The sequence below is a fragment of the Oceanospirillum beijerinckii DSM 7166 genome (assembly GCF_000422425.1).
Taxonomy (GTDB): Bacteria; Pseudomonadota; Gammaproteobacteria; order Pseudomonadales; family Halomonadaceae; genus Oceanospirillum; species Oceanospirillum beijerinckii.
Genome location: NZ_KE383829.1, coordinates 124,330 through 143,739, shown reverse-complemented (window position 1 = coordinate 143,739; position 19,410 = coordinate 124,330). Strand labels below are relative to the sequence as shown.

The following is a 19,410-nucleotide window of genomic DNA, read 5'->3' as shown; positions in this document are numbered from 1 at the left end:
AAGCCGACAACCCTTTGCATGCAGGTCAGGGTAGGACCAGCGCAATGAATTATCGGCAGATAGGGTATATTTATTATTCAGCTGCGTTATCCGCAGCATCCACAGCCGCAGCCAGCTGATCAATAATTGGTTGAATCAGACGATGCTTCATCTTCATCGCACCCTGGCTTACCACCAGACGGGTACTGATATTGGCATCGATATGTTCACGGGCTTCCAGGCCGTTAGCCTTCAAGGTATTGCCCGTATCTACGATATCAACGATTTCGTCTGCCAGATCCATAATCGGTGCCAGCTCCATACCACCATACAGCTTAATCAGGTCAACCTGAATACCCTGTTCGGCGTAGTAGCGTTTGGCCACATTAACAAACTTGGTCGCCACACGAATACGACCTTGCGGACGCGCCTGATTCTTCATACCTGCCGTCATCAGACGGCACTTGGCAATTTTCAGATCCAGTGGCTCATAGACACCTTTAGCGCCATGCTCCAGCAACACATCCTTACCCGCAACCCCCATATCGGCTGCACCCAACTCCACATAAGTGGGTACATCCACTGCACGGATAATGATCAGCTTAACGTTTTCAATATTGGTATCAAAAATCAGCTTACGACTCTTACGCACATCCTCTAACGGATAGATCCCCGCCTGCTCAAACAGCGGCAGGGTCTCGTCCAGAATACGTCCTTTGGATAGTGCGATAATCAGCTCTTGAGACATAATAATTATAAAACCTTTTAACGGGGGACACGGCGAATCTTAGCACCTAAAAGTTGCATCTTTTCTTCAATGCACTCGTAACCCCGGTCGATGTGATAGATACGATCTACCACGGTATCACCTTCAGCGACCAGACCCGCAATAACCAGACTGGCCGACGCGCGTAGATCTGTTGCCATAACGGGAGCAGCTTTTAGCCGTTCCACACCATTGATAATGGCGGTATTACCCTGAACATCGATTTTGGCCCCCATACGCAACATCTCCTGGACGTGCATATAACGGTTTTCAAAGATGGTTTCGGTAATAGTGGAAGCCCCCTCCGCTACAGCATTCATCGCCACAAACTGGGCCTGCATATCCGTTGGAAACGCCGGGTAAGGTGCGGTACGAATATTCACTGCTTTTGGACGATTACCCTTCATATCCAGGCGAATCCAATCAGACCCCGTTTCGATATGAGCACCGGCTTCTTCCAGCTTCAGCAGCACAGCATCCTGAATATCTGCCCGGGTGTCTTTGACCAGAATACGACCACGGGTCGCAGCTGCAGCTACCAGATAGGTTCCGGTTTCAATACGATCTGCCACCACGTTGTATTCACAACCGTGCAGCTTTTCAACACCTTCAACGATGATAGTGTCGGTACCATGCCCAGTAATATTCGCACCCATGGCGATCAAACATTCCGCCAGATCGGTCACTTCAGGCTCACGGGCCGCATTTTCAATCACGGTTTTACCATCGGCCAGACAAGCAGCCATCAGGATATTTTCCGTGCCTGTTACGGTTACCGTATCAAACAGGATATTGGCGCCTTTTAAGCGGCCATTTACCTTAGCTTTGATATAGCCATCTTCAACCTTGATATCTGCCCCCATAGCTTCCAGGCCACGAATATGCAGATCCACCGGGCGACTACCAATGGCACAACCACCCGGAAGAGACACTTCCGCCTCACCAAAGTGCGCCAACAGAGGACCCAGAACCAGAATAGAAGCACGCATGGTGCGCACCAAATCGTATGGCGCGTGACAATTACGAATCGAGCGGGCATCAGCCTCTATACGCATTTTCTCATCGATAACAGGCTCAATACCCATACCGCTGAGCAGCTCAATCATAGTGGTGATATCGTGCAGATGAGGCAGATTACCTATAGTAACCGGGCCTTCTGCTAACAGCGTGGCAGCCAGAATCGGCAAAGCAGAGTTTTTTGCGCCCGAAATACGAATATCACCCGATAACGGCTGATATCCGGAAATTATTAATTTATCCATTAGAGATCCGTAACTGTAATGTTAACTGCTTAACCCACACGAAGTTGTTCAGCGTCTTTCCACTGTTCTGGAGTATAGGTACGGATCTGTACGGCATGTACGACACCGGAAGAAATCAGATCGTTAATTCCCGCATACACATATTGCTGTTTTTGAACTGGCTTTAAAGAAGCAAACACTTCACCAATGGCAATCACTTCAAAATGACGACCGTCGTCACCCTGAACAATGACCTGACAATCTGTCATTGCATCTTCTAAAATCTTTTGCAATTCACTGGCTTGCATCTTTATCTCCGAAAACTGATTCTACTTTTGCTGCAATATTATTAGAAATGCAGCCAAAAGGCGATTTTTGCTCAAATTCATTTCTAATACAGAACCTTCATAATCATGAAGATTTGTCTGTTTAACGTCTTAGCTATCTAATCCGTGACAAACGTATTAAACCAGGCTTATTTAGCCGGCTTAGACTGACTGCTTATCAGGGATAACGATTCGCCTAAACCTGACACATCAATAATGCCCTGAAGAAGATCAGGCACTCCGGTATAGCTGATTCGACGCTTTGATTCATTTGCCACTCTTAGCCAACACATCATAAGAGAAACGGCCGGACTGCCCGATTGCGTCACATCAGAAAAGTCAATGCTGATAACATCCGGACCTTTGGCAATCAGCGTTTCACCCTGCTTCCTTACTTCCAGCACTGTCGCAAAAGTCAAGGCACCAGATACTTTCAGTTCTCCCGGAGCGACTTCAACGACTGCCATTACTCTTTTTCTCCAGAGCCTTTTTCTCCAGAGCCATCACTGATTACCGAAGCCGCATCACTCTTCAGCCAGTTATCTATCACGTAATCCACATCTCGATTATGGGCCTGCATCGCACTGTCAAACTGATTACGGAAGGTCAGACCCAGGTTTATGCCATTGACAGTAACATTGGTGATACGCCAGCGGTCATCGCTACCCTTTCGCATGGAATAAATAATGGGATAAACAGTACCATCAACAGAGATCACCTCCATTTCGACGCTGTCACGATCTGGATCCCGTGAAGGCCCCTTTGGATCCAACACCCGGATTTCTTCATTGGAGAATGCCAGCAATCCCTTAGCATAGGTGCGTATCATACTATCTTGAAATACATCCATAAAACGCTGACGTTGCGCTTTTGATGCTCCTCGATAGTACTTGGCCATCACTCCGGCAGAGAAGCGACGCATATCCACGGCAGGAGTGAGGATCGCTTCAACCTTATTGTAAAAACGCTCTGGTTCCTGATCATAGTAACCTCTGGCTTCTTCAATAATGCCTAACAGCTCGTTGGCCGTTTGCGTGATAACTTCTTTAGGAGTCTGCTGTGCAGCCTGAACACTATTCACAGACAGCCCCATCATCAATAGAACACTAACAATAAAAACCCAATAGATACGTAATCCGGTTATTTTATGCATATCCCACTACCCATTGTTATTCAATTCTACTTCTACAAGAGACCTGCAACAGAAGCTGTGCAACACCCACTACCACGTACAGCCATCAGCTTTCAACACTGCACAACCAAACCCAATCACTCTTTCCCCATACTGGATAGAAACTTACCTATCAGATCTTCCAGCACCAGAGCTGGCTGAGTATCCTTAATTTCACCGCCATCCTGGATCATATTCTCTTCCGCACCAACAATCAGACCAATATAGTTCTCCCCCAACAAACCAGACGTCAAAATCATTGCTGAGGTATCTTCTGACAGCTTGCCTTTCATACTATTATCAATCTTCAATGTTACTTTGGCATCATACCATTTGGAGTCAATTTCAATACTGGCCACTCGACCAATAGTGACACCAGCCATGGTAACTTTGGCTCTGGGTTTAAGCCCTCCCACATTGTTAAAATGGGCATAAACCGTATATGTACTCTTTTCATCTGTATTGTAGTCCAAACCACTGACTTTCAGCGCCAACACCAGAAATGCCAAACCTGCAGCTACAACAAACGCACCAACGCTGACTTCGATCCAACGTGTTGTCATCATTAAAAATCCCCAAACATCAAAGCGGTCAAAACAAAGTCCAGCCCAAGTACTGCCAAAGAACCATGCACCACGGTTTTTGTGGTTGCCCGGCTAATCCCTTCAGACGTCGGTACCAGATCATATCCCTGAAATACAGCGATCCACGTCACTACAATTGCAAAGACGATGCTTTTAACAACACCATTCAGTACATCATGACCAAAATTGACGGATGCCTGCATATTACCCCAGTAGGAGCCATCAAAAACCCCTAACCATTCAACACCGACTAACATACCGCCCCAAACGCCAATAACACTAAAAATAATGCATAATAGCGGCAAGGAAATAATCCCTGCATACAGGCGAGGTGCTATTACCCTCTTCACGGGATCAACACCTATCATCTCCATACTTGCCAGCTGTTCAGTGGCTTTCATCAACCCTATCTCTGCCGTTAGAGCAGAGCCCGCCCGTCCGGCAAATAAAAGAGCAGCCACCACAGGGCTTAACTCCCTCAGCAATGTCAGCGCCACCATCTGCCCTAAGGCATCTTCAGCACCAAAGTCGACCAGGATAGAGTACCCCTGCAGCCCCAGCACCATACCAATGAACAGTCCCGATACACTGATAATTGCGATAGACAGTACACCGGTCACATAGACTTGCTTAACCAGTAAGCGAAAGTTTTTCAGGACATAACTGATACCAAGCAAAGCAGCGATTAACAATTGGGCCGAGCGCCCCAAGCCTGCCACTATGTCCAGTACACGCTTACCGATCTGTTGTAATTGAGCCACCATTAGTTACATCCCAACATATCCTGAGCGAAATCCCCGGTAGGATAACGGAAAGGCACAGGACCGTCCGGCAGCCCCTGAATAAACTGTCGCACCTCGGCCTGCTCACTTTGCAAAACCTCATCTGGTGAACCTTCAGCAACCACCTTACCACCGGATAAAACACAGACATGGTCGGCAATACTCAGGCTTTCGTCGATATCATGGGACACCAGCACTGTCGTCATCTGCAAGGAATCATTTAACTGACGAATCAGCTTCACCAGCACGCCCAGCGTAATGGGATCCTGTCCAACGAAAGGCTCGTCGTACATCATCAACTCCGGGTCCAAAGCAATCGCCCGGGCCAAAGCAACCCTGCGGCTCATACCACCTGACAGTTCAGACGGCATAAGATCACGTGCACCACGCAGCCCCACTGATTCCAGCTTAATCAACACCAGATCCCGAATCATATCTTCCGGCAAGTCGGTATGAACCCGAATAGGAAAGGCAACATTTTCATAGACACTCAATTCAGAAAAGAGTGCACCACTCTGAAACAGCATGCCCATACGCTTACGCAGCGCAAATAGATCTTTCCGACTGATATTCGGTACACTTTGGCCATCCACCAGAATTCGACCGGCATCGGGCTTGAGCTGCCCACCGATCAAACGCAACAAAGTTGTCTTCCCTGTACCACTGGGCCCCATAATTGCCGTAATCTTACCTTTTGGAATTTTCAAACTAAGATCAGAAAAGATGGCGCGATGGTCGCGTTTAAAAGTCAGGTTGGAGATTTCAACCAGACTGTCTGCATAAGGCATAAATTTGATAGACCTTTAGTATCCAAAACGGGACGAGGTATAAGAGCGCAACTTTAACCCAGTCACAGGCAAAATGCAGCCTCACTTTTTTAATCATGGTATTGGCCAAGGGGTAAATAACCGGTTAACCCAACAACCCAAAACAGGTCATCACAAAGCAGCCGCTTTACTTTCGAGTGAATTCGTTTGTGATCTTACTTAGTGCAGAAAGAAATAGTGCAGAAAATTACGAAATACTTTTCTTTTGGTGTTAATTAGGAAACCTTTCCTAATAAATAGTATCTCAGACTTGCATTCCACACTGGATGCTTCTTTAATTGCCCACCAACTTTGACTGACAGAAAAGCCCAATATGATTCTCTACTCTGCCCTAGCTCTTGTTTTTGGTTTAGGCCTCTTGGTTTGGAGCGCTGATCGCTTTATCGATGGCGCCGCTGCAACTGCCCGCAACATGGGCATGTCCCCTTTGCTAATCGGTATGACCATTATTTCTATTGGAACCTCCGCACCCGAGATTCTAGTGTCAGGTATTGCATCTCTTGAAGGCAACCCTGGACTTGCGGTTGGTAACGCTATCGGTTCCAACATTGCCAATATTGCGCTTGTATTGGGTATTACTGCTTTGGTAGCTCCTCTGCCGATCAACATGAAGCTGATGAAAAAAGAGATTCCGCTACTACTTGGCGTCACTCTGATCGCCGGAGCAGTCATGCTGGATGGTGAGCTAAGCCTGATGGATGCTTTTATCCTGGTCGGCTGTTTAGTACTGAGTCTGTTATGGCTATTTAAAGGGGATGGCGAGGGCGAATTCGATCACCCTGAAGATATCCCTCAGATGGACAGCAAAAAAGCCTGGTTCTGGCTTGTAGTAGGCCTGCTGCTGCTGATCGCCAGCTCACGAATTCTGGTGTGGGGAGCAGTGAATATTGCACAACACTTTGGCGTGAGTGACCTGGTCATCGGCTTAACTATTGTTGCAATCGGCACCAGCTTGCCAGAGCTGGCCGCCAGTGTAGCCAGCGCCCTTAAAAACCACCACGAGATTGCTCTGGGTAACGTTGTCGGTTCCAATATTTTCAACCTGTTGGCCGTACTTCCCGTACCAGGTTTCTTTGCGACTACAGTGTTGGAAGGTGATGTTATGAGTCGTGACTATCCGATTATGGCAGGCATAACCTTCCTACTGGCAGCACTGATTATTCTGATGCGCAAAAAAGGCCGTATCAGTCGCGGTGAAGGCGGCTTGCTTGCAGCCATTTATGTGGGTTATCTATACCTGATTTATCTGTCAGCCCTAGCTTAAATGCGGAGTTTTTATGCATAACTATCTTCAATCGGCTAACAGAACCATTCGGATGGAGGCGGATGCGGTTAGCCAACAGGCTCAGCATCTGGATGATAACTTTATCACGGCCTGCGAGCTTATAATGAACTGCCAGGGCCGTGTCGTAGTAACAGGCATGGGAAAATCAGGTCATATTGGCAATAAAATCGCCGCAACACTGGCCTCAACAGGTACTCCAGCATTTTTTGTTCATCCTGGTGAAGCTAGCCATGGTGATCTGGGCATGATCACCCGGGGTGACGCGGTACTGGCTCTATCTAATTCTGGTGAAACCTCAGAAGTTACCACGCTGCTCCCTCTGCTAAAGCGACTGGCCGTACCTCTTATTAGCATGACTGGCGCTAAAGATTCTACACTGGCCCGTTTTTCCAACGCTCATTTGTGGATCGATATTCAACAGGAGGCCTGCCCTTTAGATCTGGCACCAACCTCCAGTACTACAGCAACATTGGTTATGGGTGATGCCCTCGCCATTGCACTGCTGGAAGCTAAAGGCTTTAGTGCTGAAGACTTTGCCTTTTCTCATCCCGGTGGCAGCCTGGGGCGCAGACTACTGCTTAAAGTCAGCGATGTGATGCACTCCGGCGCCCGTCTGCCGCTGGTCAAAAGCGGTTCAGGCTTGCAAGAGGTGTTGCTCGAAATCACCCAAAAAGGCCTGGGCATGACAGGTGTTATCAATGAAGCAGGCCAGTTAATCGGTATATATACTGACGGAGACCTGCGCCGCACTCTGGATCAGGGGCTGGATATCCATCAAGCTATCGTAAATGATGTGATGACAGTAAACCCTGTAACGGTACACGAGGAGCAACTGGCTGCTGAAGCCGTTGAAGTGATGCAGCAGAAGAAAGTCAACGCATTACTGGTGACCGACCAGAATCAACAACCCACTGGCGCATTGAATATGCACGACCTGCTAAGAGCCGGAGTTATCTAAAACGACTAACCAGAGATAAACTCGACTGCCAGAGAGAAACTCGACTGTGTTAGGGCAGATATTGTTTTAGCAGGCGCTTTAAGCGCAAAGGCTATGATTTAAACGCCATTATTTTAAAAGCAAGCAATTGTTTTAGTTGAACGATTTACTTTAGGGGGACAAACATGACATTTTCCGACGATACATTAAATAAAGCCCGCCTGATTCGCCTGTTGGTTTTAGATGTAGACGGAGTGATGACTGATGGCAGCCTTTACTTCCATGGTGATGGCAGCGAAAGTAAATCATTCAACAGCCTGGACGGCCATGGCATCAAAATGCTGCAGGCCAGCGGTGTTAAAGTCGCAATCATTACTGGTCGACGCTCTACCATGGTGGCACAACGAGCTAAAGCACTGGGCATTGAAATTCTGCAGCAAGGCCGTGAAGATAAACTGGTTGCCTTGAAAGAGATCCGGCAGGAGCTGCAACTGGAATGGAGCCAGATCGCTTATTGCGGTGATGATCTGCCTGATCTTTCTGCAATTAGAACGTCAGGGCTGGGGATTACCGTACCTAATGCACCGGAATATATGCAGCAGCATGCAGATTACTGCTGTCAACGGGCAGGCGGCCAAGGTGCCGTGCGTGAAATCACTGATATGATTATGCAGGCGCAGAGCACCCTTCAGGATGCCATTGATCACTATCTATTGGCTCACTGACCGCCTAGCAGAAGACTGCAAAATGACTCATCTACTGGCTATTTTAGGATGACTCATTTTAAATAAGCCAAGCAGATATCACTTTTCATCGGACGACTATCCACTATGTTATTTGGCTCCCGATTAAAAAAACGCTTTCTTGGTTTAGCCGGCCTCGCCGTGCTGGGAGCCGTCATTCATTTACTGGACAGCCAACGTCCGGAAGATATCGACCTGTTTTCTGATGTGCCGGACAAACCTTCCGAGCCTGATTACTATGCGGTGAATAGCAAATACCGCAGCTATGACGACCAAGGCACCTTACATCGCTCCATCCAGGCCGAGCGTTTACTGCATTTTCCTGATAGCGCACAAACACACCTTGAAGTCCCGCTGCTGATCACCTATACCCCTCAGGGTCAAGCTCAATGGCATGCCCAAAGCCAACAGGCATTTATTGAAGGCGATGGAGATCATTTTCAATTAAATCAAAATGTTATAGTCTGGAAGGCAGATTTGAAGCAAGATCAAAAAAATATAGAAAATGCCAGCTTAAAGCTTTTGACTGATCTGATTAATATCGATTTACTGCAAAATATTGCCTACACCCAGAGCCCAATTACTCTGGAATCTGATAACGGCCACATGGAAGCAGTAGGTCTCAAAGTCAATTTAAACACTCACCGAGTTCAACTACTTGATAACGTTCGGGGATTTTATGCGCAGTAATATCCATTTCTTTTCTACAATAGCCACCTGGTTGATACTGCTGACCTCCCCTTTCTTGTCTTTGTCGGCTCTCGCTCTGGGTAGCGACAGACAACAACCCATTAATATCCAGGCAGATCAAGCCGAGTTTAACCCCAATACAGGTATTGCTACCTATACCGGTACCGTCGTATTAACCCAGGGGTCATTGAAAGTGGCTGCCCATCAGCTGACTATCTATCAAACGGATAGTGGCGAGCTTGATAAAGTCGTGGCACAAGGAAAAGAGCAGCGAGTACACATTCAGCAACAACCCAATGAGCAAGACCCTTTAGTGCACGCTTATGCCATGCACGTAGAATATTTTGCTCTTGAACAGGAAATTCTGCTGACCGACAGCGCTGAGGTCGAAAATGGCAGTGACCGTTTTACGGGTGAAAATATTCGCTACAGCCTGCAAAACCGTAATATTCGCGCCTGGGGTAAAAAGAGTAATGTAGAGAACAACCCCGATGCCGATGAAGGCCGAGTGAAAATCATTCTGTTTCCACAGAACAGTAAAAAACAGGAACAGAGTCAATGAGAACGCTCAAAGCCGCTCACTTAGCCAAAAGCTATAAGAAACGTCAGGTGGTACAGGATATAAGCCTGTCTGTTGGGCAGGGACAGGTTGTCGGCCTGCTTGGACCCAATGGTGCAGGTAAAACCACCTCGTTTTATATGATTGTTGGCTTGGTAAAATCAGATCAGGGAGCCGTCAGCATTGATGACGAAGATATCACAGCTCTTCCGATGCATGGACGGGCCAAAAAAGGCGTAGGCTATCTACCTCAGGAAGCGTCTATTTTCCGAAAACTATCGGTTGAGAAAAATATTCTCGGTATTCTTGAAACCCGCAAAGATCTTAATAATCAGCAACGTCAAGGACACCTGGAACGTTTACTGGAAGAGTTCAGTATCACCCATATCCGTAAAAGCCTGGGTATGAGTCTATCCGGTGGTGAGCGACGCAGGGTGGAAATTGCCCGTGCTTTAGCCACTGAACCCTCTTTCGTCTTACTGGATGAGCCTTTTGCAGGGGTTGACCCTATTTCGGTAAATGAAATTAAATCTATTATTCGACAGTTAAAAGCGCGTAATATCGGTGTATTAATTACCGACCATAACGTGCGTGAAACCTTGGATATCTGTGAAAAAGCCTATATCGTCAGTGAAGGACATATCATTGCCGAAGGCAATGCCGCTGATATCATGAGTAACCAGCAGGTAAAAGACGTTTACCTGGGTCAAGAATTCAAGCTATAACAACACTCAGGAATAAGCCGTAACCTATGAAGCCGGCATTACAGCTCAAAATCGGTCAGAATCTGACCATGACGCCCCAGCTGCAACAAGCCATTCGCTTGCTGCAGTTGTCGACGCTGGATCTGCAACAGGAGATTCAGGAAGCTCTGGAATCCAATCCCATGCTGGAAGTGGAGGATGAGTTTAATTCTGCTCCTGAAGCAGAAGGCGCAGCCAGTAATGAGACTCAGGAAGCGGAAGGTGAAACTGCTACCGCATCAGACTCCACAGACACTGATCTGGACTCGGATCAATACAGCACCAGCGCTGAAGACAACTGGCAGGACTCCATCCCGGAAGATCTGCCTGTCGATAGTGGCTGGGATGAGGTCTACCAGGAAAGCCTGCCAATCTCTTCCGGCAGCATCTCTGATGATGAAAACAATTATCTGGAACAACGGGGCACCGTCACAGAAACCCTTCAGGACCATCTGTCCTGGCAGCTGAACTTATCCGGCTTGCCACTGCAGGATGTTGTGATAGCAGAAGCCATTATCGATAGTATCGACCCCGATGGCTACCTGTCCTCCAGCATTGAAGATATTATGGAAGGCCTGAAAGATCGTGAGCAATTCCAGAACTGTGCTTTTGAGCTGGAGCTGGAAGATGTCGAGGCGGTTCTGGGTTATGTTCAACATCTGGATCCTATTGGCTGTGCAGCCCGCAATCTTCAGGACTGCTTATTGATTCAGCTGGAAACCATCGAAACGAGCCCCTTCCTACTGGAAAAAACCCGCAAGCTGATCAGTTACTTCCTGGATATGCTCGGCAGTCGAGATTTTACCCAACTGATGCGTAAGCTGAGAGTCAAAGAGAGTGAGTTACAGGAGATTATCGCCCTTATCCGAACTCTGAACCCTAAACCAGGCTCCAGCATCTCCACAGAACACGCGGAATACGTGACACCGGACCTGTTTGTCACCAGAGAAGAAGATCACTGGAAAGTTGATTTAAATCCCGACATTGCGCCTAAGATCCGTATTCACAACGCATATTCAGGTCTGATTAAGCGGGCCGACAACAGCCCTGACAACACCTTTATGAAAAATCAGCTTCAGGAAGCACGCTGGTTTTTAAAAAGCTTACACAGTCGTAATGAAACCCTTCTGAAGGTAGGATTAGAGATTGTAAAGCGCCAACAGGGTTTTCTTGAGATGGGCGAAGAGGGCATGAAGCCCATGGTATTGCACGATATTGCCGAAGCCATTGGCATGCATGAGTCCACCATCTCCCGTGTAACAACACAGAAATACATTCATACTCCGCGGGGTATTTTTGAGCTGAAGTACTTCTTCTCCAGCCATGTGGGCACAACCTCAGGCGGTGAAGCATCTTCTACTGCAATCCGAGCTATGATTAAGAAGATGATTGCGGAAGAACCGCCCCGAAAACCTCTGAGCGACAGTAAATTGGCAAATATGTTGGCTGAGCAAGGTATTAAGGTTGCAAGACGGACCGTAGCCAAGTACCGTGAAGCTATGAATATTCCACCTTCGAACGAACGTAAGAAGTTGATTTAAAATCCCTTTACAAAAAAAAGGTTTGCAAATACAGGAAAAGCGATACAATCAGTTTGCAGACCGCTAAAAAGTAAGGAGCTCGTTATGCAATTAAATATTACTGGTCAACATCTAGAGCTTACCGATGCACTGCGTGACTATGTATCAAATAAGGTAACCCGCTTAGAACGTCACGTTGATGGTATTACCAATGTTCAGGTTACCCTGAAAGTAGAGAAGGAACGCCAAATTGCAGAAGCCACACTGCATGTTGCCGGAGCTGATCTGCACGCAACCGCAGAAGATGAAGACATGTATGCGTCAATCGGTGCGTTAACCGATAAAATCGATCGTCAGCTTATTAAACACAAAGAAAAAGCCCAGGCCCGTAAACAAGGCGCTGCGGCACGCTAAGCGAACCTAATTGATATCACATGTCACTCAATTCTGTTCTTACCCCCCTGCGAACTCTGGATGGAGTTCCAGGGGGCAGTAAAAAAAGACTTCTCGAATTCTTCAGCAAATTTATCAGCCAACAGATACCCACTCTCGAAAGCACCGAAGTTTTTGATAAACTGATCGCGCGCGAACGCTTGGGAAGTACTGGTATTGGCGAAGGTATAGCCGTGCCCCATTGCAGAATCAGTAATTGTACTGAAAGTGTAGGCACCTTTATCCGACTGAAGGACAAAATCGACTTTGACGCCATTGATGGTAAACCTGTAGACATGCTGTTTGTGCTGCTGGTGCCGGAAGAGGCCACTGATGAACATCTGCAACTGCTCTCATCTCTGGCTGAAAAGTTCTCAGACCCAGATTTCTGCCGTACATTGCGTACTGCACCAAATTCCGATGAGTTGTATCAACTCTGGATGGGTTAATATCTCATCTGAACTCAGGCAGTAAATGGAACCTTCATCATGAAACTGGTGATTATCAGCGGCCGATCAGGGGCCGGTAAAAGCGTAGCCCTACATGTCCTAGAGGATTTGGGTTTTTTTGCCATCGATAATCTTCCTATCGGCCTGCTCAGTGAATTACCTCACCACCTTCCTAATAGCAATAATCGTGTTGCTGTCAGCATTGATGCACGTAATATTGTGACTGACCCTGAAGGTATTCAGCCCCACTTTGACAAACTTAGGGATGATGGTGTCAGCGCCAGTATCATCTATCTGGATTCAGATGATGCCACGCTGATTGAACGTTTTAATGCTACACGTCGAAAACACCCTCTCTCCTCCAAGCAAACCTCCCTGGTAGAAGCCATCGAACAGGAAGCTCATCTGCTGGAAAGCATCGCTGAACAGGCTGACCTGAGAATTGATACCAGCAACCTGAACATTTATGATCTCAGAGATGTTATCAAGCAACAGTTACAGGAAAACAGCCAACAAGCCGTAGCGATTCAGTTCCAGTCCTTTGGCTTTAAACGGGGTGCGCCTAAAGACTGTGATTTTATATTTGACGTACGCTGCCTGCCTAACCCCTACTGGGAGGTTCAGTTACGCCAATATACAGGTCAAGACCAACCTGTTATCGAGTTTCTGGAGCAAGACTTTAGCGTCCGAGCCATGCTATCTGATATTTCAGGTTTTCTTGATAAGTGGTTACCCAGTATTATTGCCAGTGGCCGTAATTACATCACTATAGGCATAGGCTGTACTGGCGGTCAGCACAGATCTGTTTATACTGCAGAACAGTTGGCTGCTCGCTTTCAACAACAGTATCCACAAACCCTGGTAAGGCATAGGGATTTAAGGCTGGCTAATAAGGATTAATCGATGCTGAGTTTTACTGTCACCGTATGCAACAGCAAAGGCTTTCATCTAAGACCGGCCTCCAAACTGGTTGAACTAGTATCCAGTTTTCAATCAATTGATGTCATCTTGCATGATCGGGACAAAGGCAAAAAGGCTGACTGTCGTAATATGATGGCTTTGATGATGATGAGCAGTCCCAAAGGTACTATATTAGAGTTCGAAGTAAACGGTGCTAACGAAGCGGACGTAGCCGAAGCGATTCAAACCTTGTTCGCAAGCGGGTTTGGTGATGAAAGCTAGCCGCATCCGTCCACCACCCTGAACATTATCACTCAGTTACCTATGTAGAATTTATTAGCTGTAAAATCTTCTTAACACTGCCATTTAAGAAAAAATCCAGTTATTATCGCAACATACGCCACTGATCACCCTTGAGCGATGTGAATTATGGCCAGCGATAATCAAGATACACAACCAATACTTTCCCGTCTAAATAATGCGATGGACTCAGGTGCCTTTGCCCAGGTTCGACGCATGCTTAATCGTGGCTTGCCCGCACAAGATGTCGCTCATCTGCTTGAATCCACGCCCCCGAAAGAGCGTGATTTGCTTTGGCGCATGATTGACCCTGAGCTACAGGGTGATGTTCTTCAACACCTCAGCGATGATATCCAGTCTCTTTTTCTGAAACGCATGAATGCAGAAGAAGTACTCAATGCCACAGAAGGCCTGGAAATCGATGATATTGCTGACCTGCTACAGCAGCTGCCTGATACAGTTACCCGTGAAGTTCTGGTCTCCATGGACGCACAGGACCGGCAGAGAGTAGAAGCTGTATTATCCTACCCAGAGGATACTGCAGGCGGCCTGATGAACACAGATACCATTACTATCCGCCCGGATATCACTCTGGATGTGGTATTGCGTTATCTGCGTCGCCACCAAAGCTTACCCAACTCAACGGACTCTCTGCTGGTTGTAAGCCGTAAAGACCATTTTATTGGCGTATTACCAATTACCACCCTACTGGTAGCCGACCCCAATATCACGGTACGGGAAGTGATGGACACTGACTGCATTGTTATCAAAGCCGATATGCCTGACAGTGAAGTTGCTACCCTGTTTGAAAAGTTTGACCTAATCTCTGCTCCTGTAGTGGATGAAGAAGACAACCTGCTTGGCCGTATCACCATTGATGACGTAGTAGACGTAATCCGGGAAGATGCTGACCACTCCCTGATGAGCATGGCGGGTCTTGATGAAGATGAAGATACCCTCTCTCCAGTGCTGATCACGGCAAAGCGTCGTGCTGTCTGGCTGGGGATTAACCTGCTAACCGCTTTTCTAGCCTCAGCTGTAATCGGTATCTTTGATGCGACCATTGAGAAAGTTGTCGCCCTGGCTGTACTGATGCCAATTGTCGCCAGCATGGGAGGTATCGCGGGTAGTCAGACCTTAACCGTTGTGATTCGGGGTATGGCACTAGGCCATATCTCGTCGAGTAATACCCCTTGGTTATTAAACCGGGAGCTGATTGTCGGGGTTATTAATGGGAGTTTATGGGCCTTGGTGGTCGCAGGAGTTGCAGTACTCTGGTTTAACGATCTGACATTGGGCTTTATTATCGGTGCAGCAATTGTGATTAATCTGATTGTCGCTGTGCTGGCCGGTGCAACACTGCCCTTGATACTAAAATGGATGAAGATTGACCCGGCACTGGCAGGCAGTGTTCTCCTAACAACGGTCACCGACGTAATCGGCTTTATGGCCTTCCTGGGGCTGGCCACCGTGTTTTATCTGTAGACTATTCTACCAATCTGCTTTTTACAGCTTTCACTGTAGAACATGCTTTCTCTGTGACATAAAAAGCCCCGACTCTTCAAATCGGGGCTAATTTTTTTCAACCGGTTAAACCTACTGGCTGAAAGATGTCTATCTAAGCACCGGCTACAGTCATCTGTTCAATCAGGATAGAGCCCGTCTGGATATTGCCTCGAGTATCCACATCTCTTCCGACTGCCAGAATTTGCTTAAACATCTCATTCAGGTTTCCCGCCACAGTGATTTCATGCACTGGATATTGAATCACGCCATTCTCCACCCAGAAACCCGCCGCACCACGGGAATAGTCACCGGTTACCATATTCAGGCCCTGCCCCATCAGTTCCGTTACCAGTAAACCCGTACCCATTTTAGCCAAAATACCTGCCAGGTCTTCACCTGTAGAAGTGATAGACACATTCCGGGCTCCACCGGCATTGGCAGTAGTTTCCAGACCCAGCTTACGAGCAGAATAGCTACCCAGCATATAACGACTTAAAATACCATCCTGCACAAAGACATTATCACGGGTGGCGACACCTTCACGGTCGAATGGACTACTGGAAACACCACCTGCTATATGGGGCTGCTCTGCAATAGAAACAAAGTCCGGAAAAATCTGTTCACCTAAACGGTCTTTCAGAAAAGAGGCATTACGGTACAGGCTACCGCCACTGATACCGCCCAACAGGTGCCCAACTAAACTGGCAGCAATCTCTGCTGCAAATACTACTGGCACCTTTTGCGTCGACAGCTTCTGCGGGTTTAAACGTGACAGAGTGCGCTCAGCTGCTTTGGCTCCAATCTGTTGAGCGTCCTGCAATAAGCCCCACTGACGCTGACTGTCATACCAATAGTCCCGCTGCATCTGATCACCTTGACCCGCAATCAATACGCAACTGGCCGAATAACTGGTACCCGATAACTGGCCAATAAAACCATGACTATTAGCATAGATTGCACAGCGCTCACCGGCATAAACGCTGGCACCATCGGAATTACTGATACGCTCATCTTTACGACCAGCGGCTTCACAGGTCAATGCCCGAGTCACCAGGTCATCCACTTCCAGTTCAGCGTGGTAATAAAGCTGAGGGTCCTGCCAATCCTTAGCCATCAGTTCAGCATCAGCCAAACCAGCAAACTCATCCTCTGCAGTATGATTCGCAAACGCCAGCGCCATATCAACGGCATTGCTCAATGCAGATTCGGTCAGATCCGTAACCGAAACATGGCCTTTTTTCTGACCACGGTATACGGTCAGAGATACACTTTGATCCTGATTAAACTCAACAGTTTCTACTTCGCCCAAACGAGCATTGACGGATAAACCGCGGCTACCGGAAACAGAGACCTCTGCAGAGGTGGCCCCTTTAGCACGCGCTTCTTCCAGAACATGCTGAGCACAACTTGGCAACTGACGGCTCCAAGCACTCATCTGTTCACTGTATTGTTGCGAAACCTGCTGTGGCGTTGGCTGTGATGTTTGCTGAGACATAGAGGCTACCTAATCGTTATTTCTGTTATCTCGGTCAGATCATACAAATGTGTTAAACTTAACCCGTTTGATAACTGCACAAGTGGATGATATGAGCGAAGACGTATATGACGAGTCCGAGGAATTTGATTACGGACCCAGTAAGACCCAGATAAAACGGGAGATGCATGCCCTTCAGGAGATGGGGAAAAAGATTCTGGAACTGAATAAAGATCAGCAACAGAAATTACAACTCTCCGACGACATGTATCGCGCCATTGATGAGTATCATCGCATCCGCTCAAACGAAGCCAAGCGCCGCCACCTTCAATATGTGGGCAAGCTGATGCGTAATGAAGATAATGATGCGGTGGCTGAAAAGCTAGCACTATTTGATACCACCAGTGACGCCTATAACCGCCAGTTCCACAAGTTGGAGCATTGGCGCGATCGCTTGGTTGCGGAGGGTGATAGTGCACTGAATGACCTGGTCGCTGAACAACCGGATACGGATCGTCAGACCATGCGTCAACTGATCCGTACTGCGCAAAAAGAGCAAAGTCAGGGGAAACCACCGGCCGCTGCCCGCAAGATTTTCCGCAAGCTGCGTGAGATCTACGACATGTAGCTAGACGCCGCTTTTGCCAACCATCGCCCTTAGCTAAAGTTGGCATTTGACGCATCAGGGATGCAGAGACCGGCAGGCCGTTATGGCCACACCGGTTACTGCATTCACGGGCGAAAATCACGAGCCCGTACCACCTACGGTCAATTCGTCCAGCTTTAATGAGGGCTGGCCAACACCGACCGGTACACTCTGGCCATCTTTACCACAGACCCCTACACCATCATCCAGTTTCAGATCATTACCGACCATAGACACCTTCTGCATCGCTTCTGGACCATTACCAATCAGGGTGGCACCTTTTACCGGAGCAGTAATCTTACCGTTTTCAATCAGATAAGCTTCATTAGCAGAAAAGACAAACTTACCTGAGGTAATATCGACCTGACCACCGCCAAAGTTAACGGCATAGATGCCATTTTTCACACTGGCAATCAGCTCTTCCGGATCATGCTCACCTGGCAGCATATAGGTATTGGTCATGCGCGGCATTGGCAGATGAGCAAAGGATTCACGCCGCCCATTACCGGTCAGCTCATGCCCCATCAGTCGGGCATTCATCTTATCCTGCATATAACCAACCAGCTTACCGTTTTCGATCAGCGTAGTATTCTGTGTCGGCGTACCTTCATCATCCACAGATAAGGAACCACGGCGATCTGCCAAAGTACCATCATCCACAATGGTACAGAGAGAGGAGGCGACCTGTTCACCAATACGGCCGGAGAACGCCGAACTGCCCTTACGGTTAAAGTCACCTTCCAGGCCATGCCCCACCGCTTCGTGCAGGAGCACACCAGGCCAACCTGCCCCCAATACAACGGGCATATTACCCGCCGGGGCTTCAACCGCTTCCAGGTTCACCAATGCCTGACGCACCGCTTCTTTCGCCACAGATTCAGACAATGACTTGTCCAGCAGGGCTTTCAGAGAGTAACGGCCACCGGCACCGGCTGATCCTCGCTCACGACGTCCATTATGCTCAGCAATAACGCTGACATTGACCCGTACCAGAGGGCGAATATCTGCCGCCAGAGTACCATCGCTGGCAACAACCATAACCTGCTCAAAATTAGCCGACAGTGATGCTGTCACCTCTTTAACTCTTGAGTCAGCAGCACGGGCGATCTCATCAGCCTGTTGCAAAATAGCCAGTTTTTCATCTGCTGATAGTGCCATAATGGGATTATCAGCCTGATACAACGGCTCGAAAGGCACAGACTGCAGCGCCTGTACACTTTTCTTCTGCCCCTGACGTACAATACTGCGTGCTGCCATAGCGGCTTGCTCAATGGCTAGAGCAGAGATATCACCACTGTAGGAAAAACCGTTTTTTTCTCCTGAGATTGAACGTACGCCTACCCCTCGATCCGCACTATAGGCCGCATCTTTAACAATCCCCTCTTCCAACACCCAGCTTTCATGCATGGATTGCTGAAAATAAAGGTCTGCAAAATCAATTCCTGGCCCCATCGCCTTGGCTAAAAAGTGATTCATTTGCTCAAGGCCAAGGTCGCCGGGTAACAAGAGCTCCTGGGAAACCTGTTCTATCATAATCATTCTCTTATTAA

General features: G+C 47.8%; 23 protein-coding genes. 13 read left to right on the top strand and 10 right to left on the bottom strand.

Features of this window, described 5'->3' with window-relative positions; genetic code table 11:
* Window positions 1-73 precede the first annotated feature (73 nt).
* The 8 genes from hisG to H579_RS0120535 form a co-directional block, all read right to left on the bottom strand.
* The gene (gene hisG / locus H579_RS0120570; RefSeq protein WP_028302211.1) at window positions 74-727 is read right to left on the bottom strand and encodes an ATP phosphoribosyltransferase; all 654 of its coding nucleotides are present in this window, start codon (window positions 725-727) and stop codon (window positions 74-76) included.
* Between the two features lie 17 nt (window positions 728-744).
* Window positions 745-2,007, bottom strand: coding sequence for a UDP-N-acetylglucosamine 1-carboxyvinyltransferase (gene murA / locus H579_RS0120565; protein ID WP_028302210.1), 1,263 nt, complete (start codon window positions 2,005-2,007; stop codon window positions 745-747).
* Between the two features lie 29 nt (window positions 2,008-2,036).
* Entirely contained in the window at window positions 2,037-2,294 is a 258-nt protein-coding gene (locus H579_RS0120560) for a BolA family protein (protein WP_028302209.1), read from the bottom strand.
* A gap of 167 nt (window positions 2,295-2,461) precedes the next feature.
* A complete protein-coding gene (locus H579_RS0120555) occupies window positions 2,462-2,779 on the bottom strand; it encodes an STAS domain-containing protein (RefSeq protein WP_028302208.1) in 318 nt (105 codons plus the stop codon).
* A complete protein-coding gene (locus tag H579_RS26890) occupies window positions 2,779-3,465 on the bottom strand; it encodes an MlaC/ttg2D family ABC transporter substrate-binding protein (protein ID WP_051228107.1) in 687 nt (228 codons plus the stop codon). Before H579_RS26890 ends, H579_RS0120555 begins: the two co-directional genes overlap by 1 nt.
* A 116-nt stretch (window positions 3,466-3,581) precedes the next feature.
* The gene (gene mlaD / locus H579_RS0120545; protein WP_028302207.1) at window positions 3,582-4,049 is read right to left on the bottom strand and encodes an outer membrane lipid asymmetry maintenance protein MlaD; all 468 of its coding nucleotides are present in this window, start codon (window positions 4,047-4,049) and stop codon (window positions 3,582-3,584) included.
* Window positions 4,049-4,831: a lipid asymmetry maintenance ABC transporter permease subunit MlaE gene (gene mlaE, locus H579_RS0120540; protein WP_028302206.1), complete on the bottom strand. Its 783-nt coding sequence runs from the start codon at window positions 4,829-4,831 to the stop codon at window positions 4,049-4,051. Before mlaE ends, mlaD begins: the two co-directional genes overlap by 1 nt.
* Window positions 4,831-5,637: an ATP-binding cassette domain-containing protein gene (locus H579_RS0120535; RefSeq protein WP_028302205.1), complete on the bottom strand. Its 807-nt coding sequence runs from the start codon at window positions 5,635-5,637 to the stop codon at window positions 4,831-4,833. The genes mlaE and H579_RS0120535 overlap by 1 nt, the downstream gene beginning before the upstream one ends.
* A 352-nt stretch (window positions 5,638-5,989) precedes the next feature.
* Between H579_RS0120535 and H579_RS0120530 the strand changes: the two genes are divergently transcribed.
* From H579_RS0120530 to mgtE, 12 genes are all read left to right on the top strand, one after another.
* Entirely contained in the window at window positions 5,990-6,940 is a 951-nt protein-coding gene (locus H579_RS0120530) for a calcium/sodium antiporter (RefSeq protein ID WP_342662806.1), read from the top strand.
* A gap of 13 nt (window positions 6,941-6,953) precedes the next feature.
* Window positions 6,954-7,919, top strand: coding sequence for a KpsF/GutQ family sugar-phosphate isomerase (locus tag H579_RS0120525; RefSeq protein ID WP_028302203.1), 966 nt, complete (start codon window positions 6,954-6,956; stop codon window positions 7,917-7,919).
* A gap of 164 nt (window positions 7,920-8,083) precedes the next feature.
* Window positions 8,084-8,623 carry a KdsC family phosphatase gene (locus H579_RS0120520; RefSeq protein WP_028302202.1) on the top strand — a complete coding sequence of 180 codons (540 nt, stop codon included), beginning with the start codon at window positions 8,084-8,086 and terminating at the stop codon, window positions 8,621-8,623.
* Window positions 8,624-8,728: 105 nt separating this feature from the next.
* The gene (gene lptC, locus H579_RS0120515) at window positions 8,729-9,331 is read left to right on the top strand and encodes an LPS export ABC transporter periplasmic protein LptC (protein ID WP_028302201.1); all 603 of its coding nucleotides are present in this window, start codon (window positions 8,729-8,731) and stop codon (window positions 9,329-9,331) included.
* On the top strand, window positions 9,321-9,893 hold the full coding sequence (gene lptA / locus H579_RS0120510) for a lipopolysaccharide transport periplasmic protein LptA (protein WP_028302200.1): 573 nt from the start codon (window positions 9,321-9,323) through the stop codon (window positions 9,891-9,893). Before lptC ends, lptA begins: the two co-directional genes overlap by 11 nt.
* Window positions 9,890-10,615 (top strand): LPS export ABC transporter ATP-binding protein, encoded by a 726-nt coding sequence (gene lptB / locus H579_RS0120505; protein ID WP_028302199.1) that lies wholly within the window; start codon window positions 9,890-9,892, stop codon window positions 10,613-10,615. The genes lptA and lptB overlap by 4 nt, the downstream gene beginning before the upstream one ends.
* A 26-nt stretch (window positions 10,616-10,641) precedes the next feature.
* Window positions 10,642-12,174, top strand: coding sequence for an RNA polymerase factor sigma-54 (locus H579_RS0120500; RefSeq protein WP_028302198.1), 1,533 nt, complete (start codon window positions 10,642-10,644; stop codon window positions 12,172-12,174).
* Window positions 12,175-12,258: 84 nt separating this feature from the next.
* Window positions 12,259-12,567, top strand: a complete 309-nt coding sequence (hpf, locus tag H579_RS0120495) for a ribosome hibernation-promoting factor, HPF/YfiA family (protein ID WP_028302197.1) — start codon at window positions 12,259-12,261, stop codon at window positions 12,565-12,567.
* Between the two features lie 20 nt (window positions 12,568-12,587).
* A complete protein-coding gene (gene ptsN, locus H579_RS0120490; protein WP_028302196.1) occupies window positions 12,588-13,034 on the top strand; it encodes a PTS IIA-like nitrogen regulatory protein PtsN in 447 nt (148 codons plus the stop codon).
* A 39-nt stretch (window positions 13,035-13,073) separates the two neighbouring features.
* On the top strand, window positions 13,074-13,934 hold the full coding sequence (rapZ, locus tag H579_RS0120485; protein ID WP_028302195.1) for an RNase adapter RapZ: 861 nt from the start codon (window positions 13,074-13,076) through the stop codon (window positions 13,932-13,934).
* A gap of 3 nt (window positions 13,935-13,937) precedes the next feature.
* On the top strand, window positions 13,938-14,216 hold the full coding sequence (locus tag H579_RS0120480) for an HPr family phosphocarrier protein (RefSeq protein ID WP_028302194.1): 279 nt from the start codon (window positions 13,938-13,940) through the stop codon (window positions 14,214-14,216).
* A 147-nt stretch (window positions 14,217-14,363) separates the two neighbouring features.
* Complete coding sequence (gene mgtE / locus H579_RS0120475; RefSeq protein WP_028302193.1) at window positions 14,364-15,719, top strand: magnesium transporter; 1,356 nt, start codon at window positions 14,364-14,366, stop codon at window positions 15,717-15,719.
* A 133-nt stretch (window positions 15,720-15,852) separates the two neighbouring features.
* Here the strand turns inward: mgtE and pmbA are convergent, their stop codons facing one another.
* On the bottom strand, window positions 15,853-17,235 hold the full coding sequence (pmbA, locus tag H579_RS0120470) for a metalloprotease PmbA (RefSeq protein ID WP_028302192.1): 1,383 nt from the start codon (window positions 17,233-17,235) through the stop codon (window positions 15,853-15,855).
* Between the two features lie 91 nt (window positions 17,236-17,326).
* On the opposite strand from pmbA, the gene yjgA reads away from it, so the two are divergent.
* Window positions 17,327-17,842: a ribosome biogenesis factor YjgA gene (gene yjgA / locus H579_RS0120465; protein ID WP_028302191.1), complete on the top strand. Its 516-nt coding sequence runs from the start codon at window positions 17,327-17,329 to the stop codon at window positions 17,840-17,842.
* Between the two features lie 117 nt (window positions 17,843-17,959).
* Here the strand turns inward: yjgA and tldD are convergent, their stop codons facing one another.
* Complete coding sequence (gene tldD, locus H579_RS0120460) at window positions 17,960-19,399, bottom strand: metalloprotease TldD (protein WP_036567033.1); 1,440 nt, start codon at window positions 19,397-19,399, stop codon at window positions 17,960-17,962.
* Between the last annotated feature and the right edge of the window lie 11 nt (window positions 19,400-19,410).

Coding starts and splice junctions, on each gene's coding strand:
- hisG (WP_028302211.1), bottom strand. CDS start 727: ATGTCTCAAGAGCTGATTATCGCACTATCCAAAGGACGTATTCTGGAC.
- murA (WP_028302210.1), bottom strand. CDS start 2,007: ATGGATAAATTAATAATTTCCGGATATCAGCCGTTATCGGGTGATATT.
- H579_RS0120560 (WP_028302209.1), bottom strand. CDS start 2,294: ATGCAAGCCAGTGAATTGCAAAAGATTTTAGAAGATGCAATGACAGAT.
- H579_RS0120555 (WP_028302208.1), bottom strand. CDS start 2,779: ATGGCAGTCGTTGAAGTCGCTCCGGGAGAACTGAAAGTATCTGGTGCC.
- H579_RS26890 (WP_051228107.1), bottom strand. CDS start 3,465: ATGCATAAAATAACCGGATTACGTATCTATTGGGTTTTTATTGTTAGT.
- mlaD (WP_028302207.1), bottom strand. CDS start 4,049: ATGATGACAACACGTTGGATCGAAGTCAGCGTTGGTGCGTTTGTTGTA.
- mlaE (WP_028302206.1), bottom strand. CDS start 4,831: ATGGTGGCTCAATTACAACAGATCGGTAAGCGTGTACTGGACATAGTG.
- H579_RS0120535 (WP_028302205.1), bottom strand. CDS start 5,637: ATGCCTTATGCAGACAGTCTGGTTGAAATCTCCAACCTGACTTTTAAA.
- H579_RS0120530 (WP_342662806.1), top strand. CDS start 5,990: ATGATTCTCTACTCTGCCCTAGCTCTTGTTTTTGGTTTAGGCCTCTTG.
- H579_RS0120525 (WP_028302203.1), top strand. CDS start 6,954: ATGCATAACTATCTTCAATCGGCTAACAGAACCATTCGGATGGAGGCG.
- H579_RS0120520 (WP_028302202.1), top strand. CDS start 8,084: ATGACATTTTCCGACGATACATTAAATAAAGCCCGCCTGATTCGCCTG.
- lptC (WP_028302201.1), top strand. CDS start 8,729: ATGTTATTTGGCTCCCGATTAAAAAAACGCTTTCTTGGTTTAGCCGGC.
- lptA (WP_028302200.1), top strand. CDS start 9,321: ATGCGCAGTAATATCCATTTCTTTTCTACAATAGCCACCTGGTTGATA.
- lptB (WP_028302199.1), top strand. CDS start 9,890: ATGAGAACGCTCAAAGCCGCTCACTTAGCCAAAAGCTATAAGAAACGT.
- H579_RS0120500 (WP_028302198.1), top strand. CDS start 10,642: ATGAAGCCGGCATTACAGCTCAAAATCGGTCAGAATCTGACCATGACG.
- hpf (WP_028302197.1), top strand. CDS start 12,259: ATGCAATTAAATATTACTGGTCAACATCTAGAGCTTACCGATGCACTG.
- ptsN (WP_028302196.1), top strand. CDS start 12,588: ATGTCACTCAATTCTGTTCTTACCCCCCTGCGAACTCTGGATGGAGTT.
- rapZ (WP_028302195.1), top strand. CDS start 13,074: ATGAAACTGGTGATTATCAGCGGCCGATCAGGGGCCGGTAAAAGCGTA.
- H579_RS0120480 (WP_028302194.1), top strand. CDS start 13,938: ATGCTGAGTTTTACTGTCACCGTATGCAACAGCAAAGGCTTTCATCTA.
- mgtE (WP_028302193.1), top strand. CDS start 14,364: ATGGCCAGCGATAATCAAGATACACAACCAATACTTTCCCGTCTAAAT.
- pmbA (WP_028302192.1), bottom strand. CDS start 17,235: ATGTCTCAGCAAACATCACAGCCAACGCCACAGCAGGTTTCGCAACAA.
- yjgA (WP_028302191.1), top strand. CDS start 17,327: ATGAGCGAAGACGTATATGACGAGTCCGAGGAATTTGATTACGGACCC.
- tldD (WP_036567033.1), bottom strand. CDS start 19,399: ATGATTATGATAGAACAGGTTTCCCAGGAGCTCTTGTTACCCGGCGAC.